Origin of the sequence: Tautonia sociabilis (assembly GCF_003977685.1) — a bacterium.
Lineage (GTDB): Bacteria > Planctomycetota > Planctomycetia > Isosphaerales > Isosphaeraceae > Tautonia > Tautonia sociabilis.
Map to the genome: position 1 here is coordinate 19,089 of NZ_RYZH01000048.1, position 18,709 is coordinate 37,797.

At 67.7% G+C, this 18,709-nt stretch carries 18 protein-coding genes; 16 read left to right on the plus strand and 2 right to left on the minus strand.

The window, feature by feature from the left end:
• Positions 1 to 1,677: 1,677 nt before the first annotated feature.
• The 4 genes from TsocGM_RS20120 (at position 1,678) to TsocGM_RS20135 (ending at position 4,221) form a co-directional block, all read left to right on the plus strand.
• Complete coding sequence (locus tag TsocGM_RS20120) at positions 1,678 to 2,970, plus strand: DNA polymerase III subunit beta (RefSeq protein ID WP_126727260.1); 1,293 nt, start codon at positions 1,678 to 1,680, stop codon at positions 2,968 to 2,970.
• 14 nt (positions 2,971 to 2,984) lie between these two features.
• The gene (locus TsocGM_RS20125; RefSeq protein ID WP_126727261.1) at positions 2,985 to 3,326 is read left to right on the plus strand and encodes a hypothetical protein; all 342 of its coding nucleotides are present in this window, start codon (positions 2,985 to 2,987) and stop codon (positions 3,324 to 3,326) included.
• Positions 3,327 to 3,511: 185 nt separating this feature from the next.
• The gene (locus TsocGM_RS20130) at positions 3,512 to 3,847 is read left to right on the plus strand and encodes a hypothetical protein (protein ID WP_126727262.1); all 336 of its coding nucleotides are present in this window, start codon (positions 3,512 to 3,514) and stop codon (positions 3,845 to 3,847) included.
• Between the two features lie 14 nt (positions 3,848 to 3,861).
• Positions 3,862 to 4,221, plus strand: a complete 360-nt coding sequence (locus tag TsocGM_RS20135) for a hypothetical protein (RefSeq protein ID WP_126727263.1) — start codon at positions 3,862 to 3,864, stop codon at positions 4,219 to 4,221.
• Positions 4,222 to 4,275: 54 nt separating this feature from the next.
• Here TsocGM_RS20135 and TsocGM_RS20140 read toward each other — a convergent pair whose 3' ends face one another.
• Complete coding sequence (locus TsocGM_RS20140) at positions 4,276 to 5,709, minus strand: hypothetical protein (RefSeq protein ID WP_126727264.1); 1,434 nt, start codon at positions 5,707 to 5,709, stop codon at positions 4,276 to 4,278.
• 654 nt (positions 5,710 to 6,363) lie between these two features.
• Here TsocGM_RS20140 and TsocGM_RS20145 point away from each other — a divergent pair.
• The 12 genes from TsocGM_RS20145 (at position 6,364) to TsocGM_RS20200 (ending at position 18,419) form a co-directional block, all read left to right on the plus strand.
• Positions 6,364 to 7,299 (plus strand): ParA family protein, encoded by a 936-nt coding sequence (locus TsocGM_RS20145; protein ID WP_158633658.1) that lies wholly within the window; start codon positions 6,364 to 6,366, stop codon positions 7,297 to 7,299.
• Positions 7,292 to 7,891 carry a hypothetical protein gene (locus tag TsocGM_RS20150; protein WP_126727266.1) on the plus strand — a complete coding sequence of 200 codons (600 nt, stop codon included), beginning with the start codon at positions 7,292 to 7,294 and terminating at the stop codon, positions 7,889 to 7,891. The genes TsocGM_RS20145 and TsocGM_RS20150 overlap by 8 nt, the downstream gene beginning before the upstream one ends.
• Before the next feature lie 357 nt (positions 7,892 to 8,248).
• Positions 8,249 to 8,527, plus strand: coding sequence for a hypothetical protein (locus TsocGM_RS20155; protein ID WP_126727267.1), 279 nt, complete (start codon positions 8,249 to 8,251; stop codon positions 8,525 to 8,527).
• Between the two features lie 540 nt (positions 8,528 to 9,067).
• Positions 9,068 to 10,057, plus strand: coding sequence for a hypothetical protein (locus TsocGM_RS20160; protein WP_126727268.1), 990 nt, complete (start codon positions 9,068 to 9,070; stop codon positions 10,055 to 10,057).
• Between the two features lie 282 nt (positions 10,058 to 10,339).
• Positions 10,340 to 10,825, plus strand: a complete 486-nt coding sequence (locus TsocGM_RS20165) for a hypothetical protein (protein WP_126727269.1) — start codon at positions 10,340 to 10,342, stop codon at positions 10,823 to 10,825.
• Positions 10,825 to 11,289: a hypothetical protein gene (locus TsocGM_RS20170; protein WP_126727270.1), complete on the plus strand. Its 465-nt coding sequence runs from the start codon at positions 10,825 to 10,827 to the stop codon at positions 11,287 to 11,289. Before TsocGM_RS20165 ends, TsocGM_RS20170 begins: the two co-directional genes overlap by 1 nt.
• Before the next feature lie 36 nt (positions 11,290 to 11,325).
• On the plus strand, positions 11,326 to 12,519 hold the full coding sequence (locus TsocGM_RS20175) for a hypothetical protein (protein ID WP_126727271.1): 1,194 nt from the start codon (positions 11,326 to 11,328) through the stop codon (positions 12,517 to 12,519).
• 59 nt (positions 12,520 to 12,578) lie between these two features.
• Entirely contained in the window at positions 12,579 to 13,085 is a 507-nt protein-coding gene (locus TsocGM_RS20180) for a hypothetical protein (RefSeq protein ID WP_126727272.1), read from the plus strand.
• The gene (locus TsocGM_RS20185; protein WP_126727273.1) at positions 13,082 to 14,605 is read left to right on the plus strand and encodes a type IV secretion system DNA-binding domain-containing protein; all 1,524 of its coding nucleotides are present in this window, start codon (positions 13,082 to 13,084) and stop codon (positions 14,603 to 14,605) included. Before TsocGM_RS20180 ends, TsocGM_RS20185 begins: the two co-directional genes overlap by 4 nt.
• Positions 14,602 to 15,138, plus strand: coding sequence for a hypothetical protein (locus TsocGM_RS20190; protein ID WP_126727274.1), 537 nt, complete (start codon positions 14,602 to 14,604; stop codon positions 15,136 to 15,138). Before TsocGM_RS20185 ends, TsocGM_RS20190 begins: the two co-directional genes overlap by 4 nt.
• A 33-nt stretch (positions 15,139 to 15,171) precedes the next feature.
• Entirely contained in the window at positions 15,172 to 17,694 is a 2,523-nt protein-coding gene (mobF, locus tag TsocGM_RS20195) for a MobF family relaxase (RefSeq protein WP_126727275.1), read from the plus strand.
• A 50-nt stretch (positions 17,695 to 17,744) separates the two neighbouring features.
• Entirely contained in the window at positions 17,745 to 18,419 is a 675-nt protein-coding gene (locus tag TsocGM_RS20200; RefSeq protein ID WP_126727276.1) for a hypothetical protein, read from the plus strand.
• A 10-nt stretch (positions 18,420 to 18,429) separates the two neighbouring features.
• On the opposite strand, the gene TsocGM_RS20205 is transcribed toward TsocGM_RS20200, so the two are convergent.
• Positions 18,430 to 18,684 (minus strand): hypothetical protein, encoded by a 255-nt coding sequence (locus tag TsocGM_RS20205; RefSeq protein ID WP_126727277.1) that lies wholly within the window; start codon positions 18,682 to 18,684, stop codon positions 18,430 to 18,432.
• Positions 18,685 to 18,709 lie beyond the last annotated feature (25 nt).

Below are 18,709 nucleotides of genomic sequence, written 5' to 3' on the forward strand. Positions count from 1 at the left end.
GCGCAATCCGAATCCGCGCGAAACCACATTCCTTTATTGTGGTTGCGCATTTACATAGTGGTTGCTTCATCGTGGTAGCGGATCACTCCGCTACCCGAGGAGGAGAACCTTTGCAGGGCCGCGGGTTCTCGTCGCTCGCTACGGCCTGGGACCGCACGTCCGCCAGGACGCCGTCGCATGACGCAAGCTGTCCTTCTCCTCTCCCGAGGATCGGGTCTCGGTTGCATGACTAATGCACGTCGCTCCTTTCGTCGCTGCTCGTGTGCCCGGCACCACCCGTGAGCACGCAGACGCCCTCCCCACTGCCTTGCAGGGACGACGCTGGGCGCGGGACGCCCACTCCTACTCGAAGCCCGCTCCCCCTCTGCCGCGTTTCAAGCACGCGATCGACCGAACCGCGCACCGGGTCGCGACTCCGGCGGCGGCAGAGGTTCCCGGGTTAGACATGGACATCGCGAAGTCAGTCACGTCGGTAGTCGCACGAGGCGACGGCCGCACGGCGTACGTGCCCCGGCCAGGGGGCCGCAGTCACCTCCGAGCGATCAGGCTCGGAGCTTTCGACAAGGAGAATGCGGAAGCCCTCGTCTACCCTCCGCCTTGCGGTTTGTCCCGGTTCGGCTCCGTCTCTGACATCGCTCACTGGCAAGCGGTTCCGTTCCTCCAAGGGAAACGTCGTTGCCGCCTTTGTAGTGGTTGAGCTTTTCGCCGTCGGCTTTTGTCGGCCGATCGCCGGTCGTGGTCACGCGACCGGTTCCGCCTGTCACCAGGCGGAAGCTCCCCACGCCAGACGGGTTGCACGAGCATCGCAGCCCTTGCCCCCCGTGCGGGATTCGCACCCGCTTTGCCCAGGTCGGCCTCTGACGAGGTCTGTCCCCGTCGCCCGCCTTCCGGGCGGATCAACATCGGATAGAACGTGAGGATTACTCTCGGGCCGCAAGGCCGGAGGATTACGCTCACGAGCCTCCGTCGCACCGGGCGAACACCTCTCGATGTACCCGGCGCTACGCGCCAACGGCATCGGCGGGGAGCGACCCCGCGCCCTTATCCGACTGGTGAGGCCGGTTTACCGGGTGCCGTCGGTCACACAATGAGACCGAAAGGACACTGGAGACTAACGTGTGGGGCCTATCCGACTGCCCTACGAAATCGAAATTAAGAGACATGAACCGAATCGAATAGAGATCGAACGATCACCGGGCCGTAAATACGGCGTTCCCTGATGAAAAGGCGATTCACCGGCGTTCTAGGCCCGATCGCAGCAAGTCCGGGATTCCCGGTACGCAGCACCAAGGGGCTCCGGGCTCGGACCACAGGAGCATTCCCCCGGCTTTCCCATCTTGCCCCCGTTCACTCTCGGACGCGCCCCCGCGGCCTGTCGCCCCTCCCCCTCGGCCATTGTACGGCTTCGCCGGAGGGCCTTCGGGCGACGGGCGACAGGCCGCGGGGGCAATCCCGGACGGAGAGCTTCCCCTCGTGACTCCGTCACGCCTCGCGTGGTAATCGTCGCCCAGATCGTTCTTTGCGGTGCTGTACTCATACGAGCAGATGTAACCGAGTGACGCCCTCGGCCGGATGCACCTCGCGTGCACCAGGTCGAGGGCGTCCGATGGTGTCGCTCGAAGGTTTTGAGCGCGCGGACGCCCTCTCCCCGAGACCGACGAGGAGGAGGCAGCACGTGTGTTCCACGCGAGGTTGAACCCGAGAACATTCACGCCACGCTACAACGCAGTCCTCGGACTGGTCGCACGCCGATTCCCGAAGGCCATCCTCCAGACCGTTCAACTCGAAGCGATCGGAGATGGACGCGGGTTTCTCCGTGCCAGCGACTTCGAGGCCTGGGCCGAGGTCGAGGTTCCGCTCGCCGACGTCCTTGAGCCCGGAGTCGTGCAACTCCCCGAGCAGTTCCCGAAGCTGCTGAAAGAGGCGTCCAAAGCCGCCTCGATTCGCGTCGAAGAGGTCCCGGTCGAGACGATCCCGGCCAAGCCGGATCCCAACGCCAGGACCCGGAAGCTCGTGATCGAGACCAGGGCGAGCACTTCGTCGCTCGCCACCTTCGACCCCGAGCAATTCCCGACGCGGCAGGACGAACCGGTCAGGACTCTTGTCGAGATCGCATCATGGCGACTCGTCCGACTCATCCATCGCACCCAGTTCGCGGTCGATGAGGACAGCACGAGGTACGCCCTGGGCGGCATGGCCATCGAAGCCGACGGTGGGCAGCTCCACCTGATCGCGACCGATGGCCGCAGGCTGAGCCACGCGTTTGAGCCCGCCACGGGAGGACTCACTCCCGCGGCCGGGACCGAAGACCGTCCGCTCGCACCGGTCGTGCCACGCAAGGCCCTCCGGGCCCTGGCCGCGGTGCTCGAAGCGATGGCCCCGACGAGCGTCCGCCTCGGCTTCACCGAGGTCGGGAAGCTCATCGCCGAGGCGAAGGGACTCCGCTTCATCGCGAAGCAGATCGAAGGCCGTTTCCCGAGCTGGAAACAGGTCTTCCCCGAGGAACCCTCGGCCACGGCAGCCCGCGTGCTCGACGCGCCGCGGCTCGCCAAGGCCCTCCGCGAGGCCCTGAAACTCACCACGAGGAGCAGCCGGGCCGTGAAGTTCACCCTTCACGGGCACGTCGTCCGGCTCGACGTCGACAACGACGACGCGACCTTCGCAAGCGAGGTCGCCGCGGTCGTCCAGAACGTCTCCGCCGACCGGGAGCAGCCCGCTTCCGTGTCCCTCGACGTCTCGTATCTCGTCAGCTTCCTCGATGCCCTCGGCCGGGCGGAGTTCACGCTCCGGTTCCCGGCGGAGAAGGGCCAGCCCCTGCTCTGCGAAACGCCGGGCAGCGAGGACGGCGTGAGGTTCCTCCTCATGCCCATGGATCGAGACGAGCCGGCCGCTCCCAAGCAGGAGCAGGCCCCGAGCAGCGATCAGGACGAGCCGACGACGGAGGAGGCTCGACAATCGAAGACCGCGTGAACGAGGGCTCGATCATGGCCGGACAGCAGCAGACGCAGCAGCAACGGCGAACGCCCGTCAGGGCGAAGGGCAACGGCCAGAAGGACCGCCCGGTGCGGGTGGTCCGGATCCGCAACATCCGCGGCAACATCTGGGGCAATCGCCTCGATGACGGCCGCATCGTCTACAACGTCACGATCGATCGGATCTGGAAGGAAGACGACCAGACCGACGAGGCCGGGGCGGTCATCAAGGCCGGTCAGTGGCAGCAGTCGCAAAGCTTCGGCAAGGACGACCTGCTCGTGGTGGCCAAGGTCGCCGACCTCTGCCACACCTGGATCTACAAGACCCTCCAGGACCGCGATCAATCGTTCTGAAGCGAGGCATTTCCCGGGAGAAGGATCTCCCCGAGGGTTCGACACGTCGGACCCTCGACCCACCGCGGTCGAGGGCGTCACGCAGATTCCACCGTCGCCTGAATGGCCTCACGGGACCCCTCGGGGGGCCGGTGGAAACGGTTTTCACCGGTTCTTCGGCATCAGCCCGAGGAGGTTCTTGCGAGATGGCCACGCCCGCACAGTTGGCCGCATTCCTGGCATCGCTCCGCGCGAGCGACCGCGTCACGCCGCTGGCCGAGGACGACGACTCCGAGGCCGTCCGGCTCCGGCTCATCAACGCCGAGCCCGGACAGATCATCGCCGTCGACGAGGAGACCTACTGGGAGTTCCTCGAGGTCCTGCCGCCGAGGTGGCAGGCCGGGGGCCAGTTCTGCTTCGCCGAGGGCTCCGAGGCGTTCATCTACTTCTGGCGAACCGGGGAGGAGCACTTCGCGAGGCGGCTCACGGACGAGGAAACCGACACGGTCTGCCGACTGGCCCCCGCCAGCCGCGACCTCTAGCCGGAGGCCTCGCGATGTTCCACAGGAATCGAACGTGGTGCGTCGGGCCGGTCGAGTCGGCCGAGCAGCTCGCCGAGACGCTCACGCAGCACACGTGGACGCTCTGCACGGCGTTCGAGCTGGCCGGGTATCTCTTCCTCAACGATTCGACCTCGGAGGACGGGGCCCAGGAATTCGCCGTCGTGAAACGCATGCCCGACGGCACGTTCCGCCAGGTCGAGAGCATCACCTTCGGATGGTGCTCCGAGTCCCAGGCCCTCGACTACGTCCGGCGATCGATCGCCGGGGAATTCGACGGGGCCGACTACGCCAAGACGGTGAGCCCGCGGCTTGAGACGCCCGAGCAGCACGGCACGTGCCCGCTCTGCGCGTGAAGCCGTGACGGCCCGGGGGACCGCCGCAACCGGATGAGGCCGCAAGAAAGGAGGTTATCGCAGCACCGGCCCCATCCTTCCCTCGCATTCGGCGAGCGCCCGATCCCACCGATCCCGCGTCCACTCGGGCTTCTCGCGTTTGAGCGCGTAGAACGGGTCGCCCCGGAATCCGACCCGAGCCAGGGCCGCTTTCACGGAACGCACGACCAGGGCATCCTCCGAGAGCGTTCGCGGCTCGGTCCGCTCCGGCACGGCGGGCGGGAACAACTTCGGCCCTTGTTTCCTCGGGTCGCCGTAGAAGTGACGCTTGATGCGAGCGTTGGCTGCATCCTCGTCGTCCTGCGTCAGGTAGTGATAGAGCTTGCCCTTCACGAGCCGGACGAACAGCCCGCAGGGATTGCGCGTCCCGATCACCCGGGCATGCTCGGCCGCGGCGACGAAGCGAAGCCGGTCGTGCTCGCTTGTACCGACGAGGCCCTCGCTTCGGGCCTGTCGGTGAAGCTCAAGCAGCCGCTCCGTGTCGCGGAGATCCTCGGGGACGACGTCGCGAAGCGTCGGCGGTTTGCGTGTCGGAGAATCCTTCTCCTGCTTCGATTGGAAAAAACCAGAGGGACCGCCCGCGGCGGGTTTCTGGTTGTTAGATTCCCGAAGGGGATTCTTGTCTGATTCAGGGGGTGCAGAAATCGGGACGATCGCGGCCCGAGGGGGTGCAGAAATCGGAGCGCCCTCCCCTGCCCTGCCGAACGTCCGAGATTCGGCTCCGCCGCGTTCCGCGTCGGTGCCGTCCAGCCGATCCCAATCGAGATTGATCTCGAACCGCTGCCCGTAGCGGTTCATGGCCCACTGTGGCACGTCCACCGGGCAGAGCCAGCCGAGTTCGATGAGCTGCTGCCGGGCGGCCTTGGCCGCTCGGAGCGAAATGCCGAAGGTCGCGGCGATCCACGAGGACTTGCAGGTGCCCGAGGCGTTGATGCCCTCGTTCGGCCAGGAGTAGAGGCAGCGCAGGCAGTGGCCGAGGATGGTGGCGATCAGGGCCCGGGAGGCCCCCCCGGCGATGAGCCGGAGGATCCGCCGCGGGATGGGAACGAGCCGCTTGCGGTTCGGGATTGCCTCAAGCAACGCCCAGAGGCCGGAGAGATCCTCGACCGGCAGGGCGTCAGGCGAGGCGGTGAACTGGATGTCCGAGGACGCGAAGCGGAGCAGCCCCGCCCGCTCCAGGCGACGGAGCGAGTCCCGGACCCGCTTCTCGGGCAGGCCTGTGAGGGCGCAGAGTTCGCCTGGCGCGAAATTCGGGACCCGCCCAGGGGGCAAGGTGCACCGCCTCGCGATCAGCTCGTAGCAGGCGAAGTAGGCCCTCAGATCGGCCAGCCGGATGAGCTTCCGCGCGTAGGCCCACCACGCCATGGCGATGCGGATGACCGGAATGAGCGCGAACCCGCCCTCGGGTTTCCTCCGGGAGCCCCTCCCGATGAGTGTTCTCTGATGCATTCTCCACGCAGCCCATGCGAGAGCGGACGATCGACGGGTGCCCGCGTGACCCGCAAGGGGTTGGGGACGGCGTAACGTTGCCGTGAAGAAGGCGTAGAATCCCCCTATTCCGCTCAGAAGGGTTGTTGACAGGGGATTCCCGGAGGGGCTAGATTCGAGGTTACCAGGCTCGAATCTCCCCTCGGGAAGTCTGCCACCAGACTTCCTGCGGACCCAATCAGCGACCCATCGGGTCGCTGTTTTGGTTTGTGGGGTTTGCTTCTCGATCCCTTCCTACATACTCCCCCCTGCCCCCTGGCAGTTCGGCCCAAATCCTTGTCATATCTGCACGCAAGGACCGGGCACTAAAAGTCGCTTGAAGTAGCGCAGGGCGAGTATATCGGCGCAGTTAGAAACGCGGCAACGCCCTACTTGCATCGCCGAGTGGACGCCTGAACCGGTACTTGTTGCGTTATCGCGATATCGCGAGGACAGAGGCGACGCTATCGCGATATCGCGAGAACAGGCCGGATTGCCCAATTTCCCTATTGCTCCAGCCGGTTACGGATGAGAGACTCTCGGTCGAGTTGGTCGTTCTCGCGATATCGCGGTATCGCGTTATCGCGAGAACAGGCCGAAAACAGGGCAGAAATTTTTTTCGGGAGGACGGGCAACATGGATGGTGGCGACGGGCGATCGGAGCAGATTCGGGACAGGAAGACCCACATCATCGCGGTGGGAAACCAGAAAGGCGGGGTCGGCAAGACCACCAACGCGGTGCACATGGCGGCCGCGCTCGGCGAGACCGGCCGCAAGTGCCTGATCATCGACCTCGACATGAATCAGGGGGCCACCCGGCACCTCGGCGTGCCGAGCAACAGCTTCCTCGGCAGCTACGAGGTGCTCATCGGCGAGGAGCAGCCCCTCGACGTCGTCATCACCAACGGCGACGAGGACCTGGAGCTGCCGAAGAACGTGGACCTGATCCCGGCCAGCCGCAAGCTGGAGAACACCGAGCAGGCCCTCCACCAGAAGAGCAAGTTCATCGTCGAGCAGAACGTGCTCATCCAGCCGCTGAGGAGCCTGGAGGGGAAGTACGACTACATCTTCCTCGACACGGCCCCGAACGCGAACGTGCCGACCATCGCGGCCTACAAGGCGGCCCGCTGGTTCATCCTCGCCGCGATGCCCGACCCGCTCGCCATCACGGGCCTGAATGACGCGCTCGTGGACATCCAGGACGCCCAGCAGAACGGCAACCCGAAGCTCGAAATCCTCGGGGTGATCCTCTCGGGCGTGGATGGTCGCCGGACGCGGCTTGCGAGCCAGCTCATCGCCTACGTCGATCGCACCTTCCGCTTCGACGACGGCTCCCCTGCCAAGTTCGAGTCCTCCATCAGCCGTTCCGTGGTCGTTCACGAGGCCCAGAAGGAGGGCAAGACCCTCTTCGAGACCCATCCCCAGCACAAGCTTTGCGAGCAATATCGCGAGCTTGCACGGGAAATCGAGACACGGCTCGGCGTGGTCCCGGCCGCCCAGGCGAAGAGGACCAAGGCTGCTGCAAACACCGATGGCGAAGAGATGGCGGAGGAGGCGGTCGGCAATGGCTAAGCGGGTTGCACCAGATGAGCGAGAGTATCGGCCGGTCCAGGAAAGCGTGCTCCGCTCCGTGCTGAGCCGTCGCCCCCACGAAGAAGCGACGGCCGAGGACGGGAACACGCTCGCCGTGATCGAAGACGGGAACGCGGTGGCCGTGGTCGAGGAGCCCTCCCCTGCCCCGTCCGCTCCGGTCATCGCTGCGGACGTTCCGGCCGCCGAGGAGAAGCCCAACGCGGCTCCTCGGCGTCGAACATCCGAGGCCCGGAGGAGTCACCAGTCCGGCCCGTCGGCGAAGCCGTCGAAGCGCAAGGAACTGGTGCGTGAGAAGCGGATGCTGCTCTCGCGCGAGGAGGAGGAAGAGCTTGAGACGCTCGTGAGCGAGATCGCCCGGGACCTCGGCGTGCGGGTGAAGACGAGCAATGTGCTCCGAGCCTGCGTCGCCCTGCTCTTCAACGTGAAGGATGAGCTTCGCAAGCAATGCCGCCGGACGCAGTTCTCGAAGCGGCCGCGCTACAACGAGCAGACCTCCATCGCCAACTTCGAGGAGAACATCGCCCGGCTCCTGGACACCGCCGTTCGCAACACGAAATCCTATGACCGCTGACCGTTCTCGCGATATCGCGTTATCGCGACAGCGTGCTCTGGCGATATCGCGAGAACACTTCGGTGTTCTGCGGAAATGACTGAATTCTTAGGACTTACGTCGTTGTGTCCTCGCGATATCGCGAGAACAGAGCAGGCGTTATCGCGATAACAGGAGGCGTGTTCTCGCGATAACGGAAGGCCCGTTTCTCGAGCATCGAAGGCCCATCAGGCGGGGCAGGGGAGGGGGGTAGCAAGGGGCGCCGGGAATCCGAGCAAAGGAGCAAATGCGTCCGGCCCGCCAAAGTCGCCCGATCTCCAGAGCCGAAAGCAGGACAGGTGCAAAGCGGAATCGCTCGGCGAGCCACAGGAGGCGACGATGCAGCCGGAGCCCGGAAATCAGAAGGGGCGAAAGAGCAGGGGAGCCAAGACACCCAAGAGCAAGGGCGCGGAGAAGGTCAAATGCAGCCTGCTCCTTTCCCCGGAGAACGATCTTCGCCTGACCGTCCTCGCGGCCATGCGCGGGACCGACCGATCGGGCCTGATCAACACGATCCTCGACGAGGCCCTCCGGGGAGTGGTCATCAGCTTGCGAGGCTCCCTCGCGGACGGAGCAGGGGAGGGCCCTCAGGAGGAGCCGCAGAGCGGGGCAGCCTGAGCGACTCCAGGGAGCGAAATTCGCAGTCCTGTCCTCGCGACATCGCGATAACGCGATATCGCGTTATCGCGAGAACAAAGAGGGCCGGGCGGACGAACGGGAGCGGGCCGCGGATCCCCGGGAATGCCGAACAGCACGGGAATCGGAATGGCTTCTCTCGGCCCCAGGATTCGCCAGGAGCGAAAAACAATGGTCGGGGTAGGGGGAAGGCTATCGGAGTGGCCGATCGTGCAGCCTGGCGCGATCAAGGGGCTCAGGATCGGCATCAGGGTGGGCGGTTGGGGAGCATGCCCGGTCTACCGGACAATCGAATGAGTTCAATCCTGCGGTGCAGGCAAGTTATGTAGAGGCGACCGAGAGCGAGTCGACCCGGACCGAGATCCCGACGCCCGAGGCATTCCGCCCATGCCCAGAAGTCCCGCACCGAAGGAGCTGACCGCCTATGCTCGCACGACGTTGACCCGTTCGGGGATCCTGGAGGGCCTCGGGGCCCTGCCGACCTGGGCCGCGATCGCCCTGGCCACCCGCAGTCTGATGCGAATGGACACGCTGGTCAGACCCCAGCAGCGGGCGAAGCAGCGCCACGAGGAGGTGGTCGCCCTGGGCCGTCGCCTCGCGGAGGGCCTTGAGGAGCCTCGACCGGCGGACACGGCCGCCATCGAGGAGCTGCTGAACAAGATCTACCCGCCCGAGGACCAGCGCAGGCGCTCGCTCGTGGACCTGCTCCGGGCCGTCCGTGACCACGAGCACGAGCATCGCGAGGACTGCATCCGACACTCCTTCGACGCGATTGTCCATTCCATCGCCGCGGCGGCGGCGGAGGTCGAGGAGGACCTCCGCAGGGAGGAACTCGCGCGCTTGAGTAACGAGACAAAACGGGATTACATAACCATTAGCCGCGAGGCGGGCGGGCACCGGATCTCCCTCGCCGAAAGCGATGTGCTCGGTCCCCTGTTCGCTTTCCCCCCGCCGGAGCCCGAGGCGCAGCACCAGGCGGAGAGGAAGCGGCGGCGGGAGACCCGGCGACGCCAGTCCCAGAAGGAACGTGAACGACAGAAGCTAAGGATGGCCCAGCTCGGCGAAGACAGACGGGATGTCACGGGAATACCGGAATTGGCCGGTGAGATGATTGCTCGCCCATCGGCCGCGGAGACGGTCTTGGCAACGATCAGGGATATGGACGACGAGCTTGATCCGGTCCGCAAGGCGCTCGTCCCGAAGCTTGAGGCCCTGCTCGAACAGATGCATAGGCTCGGCAACCTCGGCGACTACGATGAAAATTCAAAGATCGTAGAAAAGATAAACGAATATGCTTCGATATGTAGGATGCGGCTGACGTACACCGACCCGGACAAGGGGCTGGAAAACTTGCCGGTGCACCTCGACTGCCGACAAAAGGCTGGCTATCCGACCGGCGGCTTCAGGATACGAGCTGGCGACAGGAAGCAAACGGAAATCAACACCAGGAAAGATTTCCCGTCCCTGAATTTATCGCCGATCCCGGATGTCCCTGTCCCCTCGGGAAAATGACCGAAATCCGGTGGGAAAATCGAAAATTCCCCTGACAGGGGATTGAAATCCCATCTCAGGGGACTATAGTGGGGCAGTGAGGTTATCCTCGCCTGTCGAGCAGATGGAGCGGGCATCGACGTCTCGGTGCGCTCGCCCGACCAGCGAGGACGATTCCTCGCTTCCTGACCGGCCCGGAGAGTCCCTCTCGGCCGCCCCGTAGAACCTGCGCCCCCATTTCCCGAGGCCTCGCCGCCCGGCGAGCCGTCCCCCGTCCGCCCGGTGGATTTGGAGTCCGCAGCCATGAATTTGAATCTCATCGCTCGGCCGCTGGCCGACTGGTTCCGCGACCTCTGCCAGCGGTATTTCTTCGCCGGTGTCAGCGTCTCGGCGGAGAAGGCCGTGGCGGACCTCGAATCGGAATCCGTCGAGGTCAAGAAGGATCGTCTCCGGACGGCCCTGGAGGCCCTCGACTACGCCCGACAGATCGACACCGAGGGGGACGAGTACAAGGAGCGGGTGCTCGCCGAGTACCGCGAGGACGTGCTGGCCGTCCGCGGCCTCACGGCCGACGTGATCGCCGGCCGCACCCCGTTCGCCGAGGGCCGGGAGGCCCTGCGGGACCTCCCTCCCGCGTCGGGCGGCTCCGCGACGAGCTTGCCCGACGCGTCGCCGAAGGCGATCACGCAGGCCGACGGGCCGCCGTCGGCCCCGGCCGATCCGCCCCGCCGCAAGCGAGGCCGACCCCCGAAGCACCGCCCGCAGCCGGAGCCCGGCATGGAGGTGTGATGGGGGACCGCGGCGTGGAATCCCGGCCGACGCCGGGGGAGGGGGGCATCGCCGCGGGGCGTGCCGACGCCCACGCCCCGCCCGACGAGGACCCGCCGGTCAGTCCCGGGCGATCCTCGTCGGAGGCGACCGAGCCCCGGTTCCGCCGTCGCGGCCGGACGGCGGAACCGCCCCGCCGCCGGAAGCAACTCGTCATGGTCGCCGCGGTGCTGGTGGCCTTCGCCCTGATGCGGGGCCGCGGCCCGGAGCCCCCGCCGCAACCGGCCCCTCCGATCCGGGGAGAGACCTTCCTCGACTGGATGGCCCGCGAGGACCAGCGCCGGGCCGAGCGCTACGAGGGGCGTTTTCAAGGCTGGACGCTCAGCACAGAGCAGGAGGTGGATCACCCCGCCACACGACGGCGCAACCGCTTGCAGCGGTTTCTCGACGACCTTGTCACGGCATTTCGCTCACTGGCCCACTGAGAGGAACGGACCATGTCACGGCAACCGGAACGCAGGATGGCCCGGGGTTTCTGGCTTCCCGGGCTGCTCAGCAACGTCGTCCTCGCCCTCGTCCCCGCCTCGGCCGCGGCGTGGCAGTATCCCGTCTACGATGGGACCCCCGCGCTCGTCCGCAACTCCCATGGGCCCGCCCGCACCCCCGGGGAGGAGCAGACGATCCAGGATCGCCTCCTGCGAGAGGCGATGATTCGTCGGGTGATGGTCCGAGCCGCCTCCACGGACGCCGCTCCGGACCCGTTCGGGCAGCCCTTGCCGGGCATCGGCGAGGAGGGGCCCGCAGGCGGGGGGCCATCCGGCCCCGGGCCGAGGGACCCGAACTCCGGCCCGCCGCCCGCGGCCGAGGCCCCCGCACCGGAACCGTCCCTGCAAGAGAAAGCGGGGCGGGCGAGCGCGGCCGCGGCCAAGTCGGCCCAGCAGGTCCAGGGGCAGCTCACCCGGATCCGCCAGGCGATCGAGCAGGCCATCGCCGCCCATGAGCGAGCCCCGGCCTTCGACCCGGTCCGGGAGAACCACCGCATCCGGTATTTCGAGCGGCTGCTCGCCGAGGCCGTCCGGCTGGGGGAGCAGGCCACGGCGGACGAGGTCGCCCTGCGTCGCAGCTTCGAGACCTGGAAGAAGGCGTCGGGCGCGGCGGCGACGTTCTTCCGCGAGGCCGAGGCCCATTTCCGGGCCAAGGCGGAGCAGGAGCCGTACGCCCGGGCCAGTTCGATGTATGCCAAGACCGCCGACTGGTATGCCGCCCGGGCGGCCCGGCATGAGCTGCGTTCGCAGCTCGTGGTCCCGTCCGAGTTCGGCGAGCAGATGCAAGAGCTTCAGGCGATGACGGCCGCGAGTCGAGAGCTGCTCACCTGGGTGCGCAACGATGAATACTACCTGGAAGACGGGGCGGGCATCGAGGCGGATCTGGCGGCCTTCCTGTCCGCCTTCTCGGCCGTCGGCGACGTCCTGAGCAGTTGGACGGAGAAGTTGCTCGAAGACATGGCGGAACCGGAGTCCAGGCCGTCGGCCGAGCCGGAGGCCGAGTCCGCGCCGCCGACGGAAAAGACCGCGGGGCAGCCCGTGGAACGGTTCACGAGCGGGACCGCTCGCCCCCGGGTGCGTCCCGCGTCGTGGTCGGAGGCGACGCCCCTCGCGTTGCCGCCGACCGGCGGAGCCGGAGGGGATTTCCTCGACCACGTCGCCGGGGACTGAGCCGGGCCCGCCCCACGCCCTTACCCCGGAAGGATCGATGGACCCGAGGAGTACCGACGATGGGCGCCGTGCTCCTGCGGTACTTGCGCTGGCTGTCCCATGCGCTGCCCCGGTGGGCGGCGGTGGGGATCCTGCTGATTGTCTGGCACGGGTTCCTGGTCGCCGTGGCGATGAGGGATGCGGCGTCCATCAGCATCCTGGTCGGGCTGCTCATCCTCGCCCGGGTCGTGTTGCCCGGGGTGGTCCGGGCGGCCGGGACGCTGATCGTGGCCGCCTCCGACCGGCTGCTTTGCCTGGGCATCCGGCTCGGGGGCATCGCCGCCGGTCTCTCGCTCCTCTGGGCCGGGTATGTGGGGGCCGGGGAGGCGATCGCCGCGGTCGTGGGCGCGATCCTGCTCGGCGTGATTTCTCTCGTCATCTTCGCGCTCTACGTCCACGTCGTGGTGGTCCTGGCCGGGCTGGATACCCTCCCGCAGGTCCCCGTCCGCATGCCCCGAGGGTTGCCGGGCGTGCCGTCGTTCGGGCCCTCGCTCAAGGACCAGTGGAGGAGGCAGCAACGACGATGATCCGCGACGCGGCCCGGGGGATCTGGGCCACCCTCATCGGCCTCCCGGACCCGGCGTGGCTCCGGACGCACACCATGCAGGTGGCCAACGCCCGGGTGCCGCGGAGCGTGGACCGGGGCCACTTCGCCCTGATCGGCTCGACGGGTTCGGGCAAGTCGACGCTGCTGGAGATCCTGATCGCCAGCATCTTCGAGCACCTCCCCGGCGAGGACGAGCTGGACCTCTTCAACGCCTTCATCTTCGACCCGCAGAACGACCTGTACCGCTCGCTGCTGGCGATGGACCTGCCGGTGGAGGTCGTCCTGACGAACGTGCTCGACTCTCGGGGCTGGGCCTGGGACATGTGCCGGGACGTGACCGACCCGGCCGGTGCCTGGCAGTTCGCCTACGCCGCGCTGCCCGAGGACCCGAGCGGGACGGACAACAAGTTCTACTCCGACGCCCCGCGGCACGTCTTCGCCGCCGTGCTGAGGGAGCTGGTCAATCGCAAGGTGCCGTGGACGCTGCGGCTGGCCTACCTGCTGGCGATGCACGAGACGTACGCCGAGGAACTCTGCCGCACCTCGACCGATCCCGGCGTCCGGAGGACCTTGCGGCTGTTCAACCCGGACCAGGGGGCCACGAAGGCCAACATCGACTCCTCGCTGCTGACCAAGCTGGCCAACCTGGAGACATACGCCGCGCTGATGGAGCACGCCCGGCGGCGGTTCAGCCTGGACGAGCTGGTCCGGGGCGAGGCCGTGATGGTCGCCGGGGGCGACTTCCAGTTCAACCACGTCATCGGCCCGATGAATTACCTGATGCTCACGGTCCTCAAGCAGAAGCTCATCGGGCAGGAGAAGAGCGAGCGGAGGCGGCATTACGTCTTCATCGACGAATTCGCCGCCCTCAACTACAACCGGCCCGCCGAGGAGGTCGAGGACTTCTTCGTCCGGGGCCGGAGCCGAGGCGTGCGTATCGGGATCGTCATCCACACGCCGGAGCAGTTGGTGCACCTCTACGGCAAGCCGAAGACCAACGTCATCCTGGGGCAGTGCCAGTCGAAGCTCATCCTGAAGGTCTCCGACCCGGACGGGGCCCAGTATTGCTCGCAATTGCTGGGGCACGTGCACGGCTACGAGTGGACGAGCAGCGTGAGCGTGAGCCAGAGCCGGGCGATCGGCCAGCAGCCCTCGACCACGCACGGCACGTCCGCCCAGGAGACCTTCGCCGACTATCCGCTGGTCCACCCCGACGAGATCATGGACCTCCCCCTGGCGAGCCTGGAGCACGGCTTTCACGGCTTCGCCATCGTCCCGGGCGCGACCGGCACGCACAAGTGGCGGTTCCACCTGACGCCGGAGTGGCTGGCCGAGCACGTCGTGCCAACGGCCGAGCACGTCCGTTCCTACGAATCCTGCCGACGGCCCGGGCACCAGCAGCGGCTGACGGACCTGACCCGCACCGAGGTCGAGCGGCTCGGGCTCTCGTTCGACCCGAAGAGCGACCGGCTCCCCTTGCCCGACCAGGAGGCCCCATGAGCAGCCAACTGCCCCAACGTCTCTCCCCCGTCGACCTGGCCCCCGGCCGGTCGCAGACGCCGATGCCGACGCCCCCGGGCCCCGCGGGGGTGCAGCGGGTGGACGCCCGCCCCGTACCGGCACCGGCCCCCGAGGCCAAGGGCCGCGACCTGACCGCCAGCTCGCTCACGGTCGGCGAGATCCGCGGCGAGCGCGTCAACGTCACCGTCAATCACTACCACGGGCCCGTGACCAATCTGCTGCGGCAGGAGGTGGTGCAGCAGGTCGCATGGAGCCGGGTCGACAGCCGCCCCGCCCCCGCCCCGGAGCGACACCTCGGCTCAGACGTCCGGGCATCGTCGGAGGGCGGGGCCCTCCGCGTCCTGGTCGTCGGGCTGGTGGCGTTCACGGCCTTCAGCTCCGTGCTGGTGTTGGCCTATCGGGCCCTCGTGGCCCCGGCCCCCACCACGGTGATCGTGCCGACGGCCGAGGGGCCCGCGGAGCGACCGATGCCCCGCACGTTCCTCGAGTACGTGGAGAGCCAGGGGCAGTGACATCGCCCGGCCCTGGGCCAGGGGAGGGGGACCATGCTCAGCATCAGCCCGCTCGCGTCGGGCGGACGGGTGGCGTACTACCTGGACCTGGCCAACGTGAACTACTACGAGCAGGGCGGCGAGCCCCCCGGGCGGTGGTATGGCCAGGGGGCGCGGGAATTCGGCCTCGCGGGCGAGGTGAAACGCGAGCACCTGGAGCGGCTCTGCGAGGGGTTCGACCCCCACGACGGCGGCAGGCCGCTGGTCCGCAATGCCGGGCGACGGGACGGCCCGGCCCCGAGGAAGCCGGGCGACGACCTCACGTTCTCGGCACCGAAGTCGGTCTCGATCGCGTGGGCCTGCGCGGACGACCAACTCCGCGGAGAGATCGAGCGGGCCGACCGTGAGGCCGTCAAGCAGGCCCTCGACTACATCGAGCGGACCTGCGGCCATGCTCGCGTCGGCAAGCAGGGGCTCGAACGCGTGCCGGTGCCGCTGACCTTCGCCCTGTTCCGCCACGCGAGTTCGCGGGCCGGGGACCCGCAGCTCCATACCCACGTCGTCTGTCCGAACGTCGCCGTGCACGCCGACGGCCGCACGACCGCGATCGATTCCACCGCCTTCTATCACCACAAGATGGCGGCCGGGGCCTTGTATCGGGCCGCGCTCGCCCACGGCCTCCGTCAGCTCGGCTTCGCCATCGAGCGGGACGGGTCCTCGTTCAAGCTGGGCCACATCCCGGAGCCGCTGGTCGAGCACTTCTCGAAGCGACGGGCCGAGATCGAGCAGCAGATCCTCAAGCGGGCCGGGACCCTCGCGGCCGGTTCCGCCCGCATGGCGGAGCTGATCACGCTCGAAACCCGCCGGTTGAAGGAGGAGCGGCCCCGCTCGGAGCTGCTCGCCGAATGGCAGAGGATCGGCCGGAGCTACGGCATCGACCGGAACACGATCGCCGTCCATCTCCGGTCCCCACGCCCAGACCCCCCCACCGTGAGGGAGCGGCTGAAGGATCGGCTCTTCGCCGAGGCGATCTCGGATCTGACCGAGCGACATTCGCACTGGAGCGAGAAGGATCTCATCCAGAAGGTCGCCGAGACCGCCCAGGGCAGCGCCTTCGGGGCCCGCGACGTGCTGGAGCTGGTCGATGACCGGCTCACGAGCCCGGAACTCGTCCGGCTCGGGAGGCTCGTCACGGAGCGGCGAGACCTCGCCAAACGCCGCTACGCCGAGCGGTCCGAAGACCGCTACACGACGCCGGAGGTCCTTCGGCTCGAACGCCAGATGTTGGAGCGGGTCGATCGCATGGCCCGCCAGTCCGGGGCGCTCGAAGAGCGATGGGTCTCGGCCCAGCTCGCCCTGCGGCCGACGCTCTCGGAGGAGCAGGCCGCGGCGGTGCGGCACCTGACGGCCCGGCCGGGGCGGGTGCAGTGCCTGACCGGCAAGGCGGGCACGGGCAAGTCCTTCACGCTCGACACGTGTCGGCTCGTCTGGGAACTCGCCGGTCAGGAGGTCATCGGCTGCGCCATCGCGGGCGTGGCCGCCGATGAGCTTCGCCGCTCGGCGAACATCCCGTCCGACACCCTCGCCATGACGCTCGCCCGGCTCGGCCGCCGCGACCTGGTGCTCAAGTCGAATCACGTCGTCGTCGTGGACGAGGCGGGCATGGTCCCGACGAAGGCCATGGCGGAACTCATCGGCCACGTCGAGCGGGCCGGGGCGAAGCTCGTGCTCGTCGGCGACGCGATGCAGCTCCAGCCGATCGGCGCCGGTGGGCCCTTCAAATCGATCGCCGAGCGGGTCGGCGAGGGTCGGCTGGAGCAGATCCGGCGGCAACGCGAGGAGTGGCGGCGGGAGGCGGTGCACGCGTTCTCCCGTGGCGAGGCGCAGGCCGCCCTCGCGGCGTACGCCGAACGCGGGCAGCTCCACGTCACGAAGGACCGCGACGGGGCCATGCTCCGGCTCGTCGAGCAGTGGAAGGCCGACGACGGCGTGACGAAGCCCGCCGAGACGCTCTTGCTCGCGGGCCTGAACGTCGAGGTCCGCACGATCAACCGCATGTGCCAGGCCTTGCGGCGGGAGGCCGGGCAGCTCCGCGAGCGCGCCCTGCACGTCGACGGCGACCGGATCCACGAGGGAGACCGCGTCCAGTTCACGAGGCGAAACCGGAAGCTCGGCATCGAGAACGGCTTCACCGGCGACGTCCTCCGCGTCGACACGCTCAAGAAGACGCTCACCGTGCGGCTCGACAAGGGCGGCCGCGCGGTCACCGTCCGGGTCAAGGACGACCCCCACCTCCGGCTCGCCTACTGCTCGACGGTGCACAAGGCCCAGGGCCGGACCGTCGAGAGGGCCCACGTGTTACTCGGCGGCCCGATGTCGGACCGCCACCTCGCCTACGTGCAGGCGAGCCGCTCGCGGGGCGAGACGCACCTCGTCATCGACGAGGACTCGGCCGGGCCGAAGCTCCGCGACGCCATCCGGACGCTCTCCCGGGCCCGGCAGAAGGACCTCGCCCACGACCTCATCGAGCCGCAGGAACGGCGGCCGCGTCCGCAGCCGATGCCCCAGACGCTCTGAGCCGTTTTTTGCGGGAGGCCCCGAATAGACCGGCCGCGCAGAGCCGTGGCATGGTCCGCCCCATGCCGACGCTGACACCGGATCCCGATCGCCCATCGAATCTCCCAGAGGGGGAACGCCTCCGGCCGACTGGCCCGCTCTCGCTCGACGAGCTGCGTGAGTTCGCCGATGCCGTCCTGGCCGGGATGGTCGAGAACCGCGACGTGAAATGGGACGAGCAGGGGGAGCCCCTCGCGACGCTCAAGAACTGCGGGCAGGACCGCGAGTGCACCTGGCTTCTCTACGAGGTCGACATGTCGGCCATCGGCATGCCGACCGACACGCCGCTCGTCGTCCATTCCTACGCGGGGGAGGCCGCCCTCGAATGGAACATCGGCCCGACGCCGCTGGCCAAGACGCCCCGCGAACTGACGTCGCAGCAGACGGCCGATGCCCTCAACATGGATGTGTTGCTCGACGGCTTCCGGCGGTTTGTCCTGGCCGATTCGGTGCTTTTCCCAACGTCGCTCACGAAGGACGCAGGCAGGCAGAGCGGGCCGATCCTGATCGATCCCGACGACTGCACCTGCTGCGAGTGCGGGGGGATGCTTGAAGTGACCGACGTCGACGACGCGACGATGAGCGTCGAGTGCGAGAACGGGCACGCTTACGACCTGGAGCACGACGCCTTCGACGCCGGGTTCGACTACGTGCTCGAATACTTCTCGCGGCGGGGCTCGGACTAGCCCTCGGGCGTCATGTCCTCGGGACGGACGGCTTCTGCCTCATCCGCTCGGCGAACTCGAAGGCGTCCACGGTCCGCCCGGCATGCATGTCATCGAGGCCGCGTTGGATCGCCCGGAGGGTCTCCTCCCGCTCTTCCTCGGGCGCATTCTCGTATTCCCAGCGGGCGAGGGCCTCGTCGAGGGGGAGGTCGGTCGCACCGCCGGCGAGCTGCTCGTCGATGAAACTTCGGAAGGCTTGCAAGTCGTTCGCTCGGTCGGTGGCCATGGTCCTTTACCCTCTTGGGATTCTC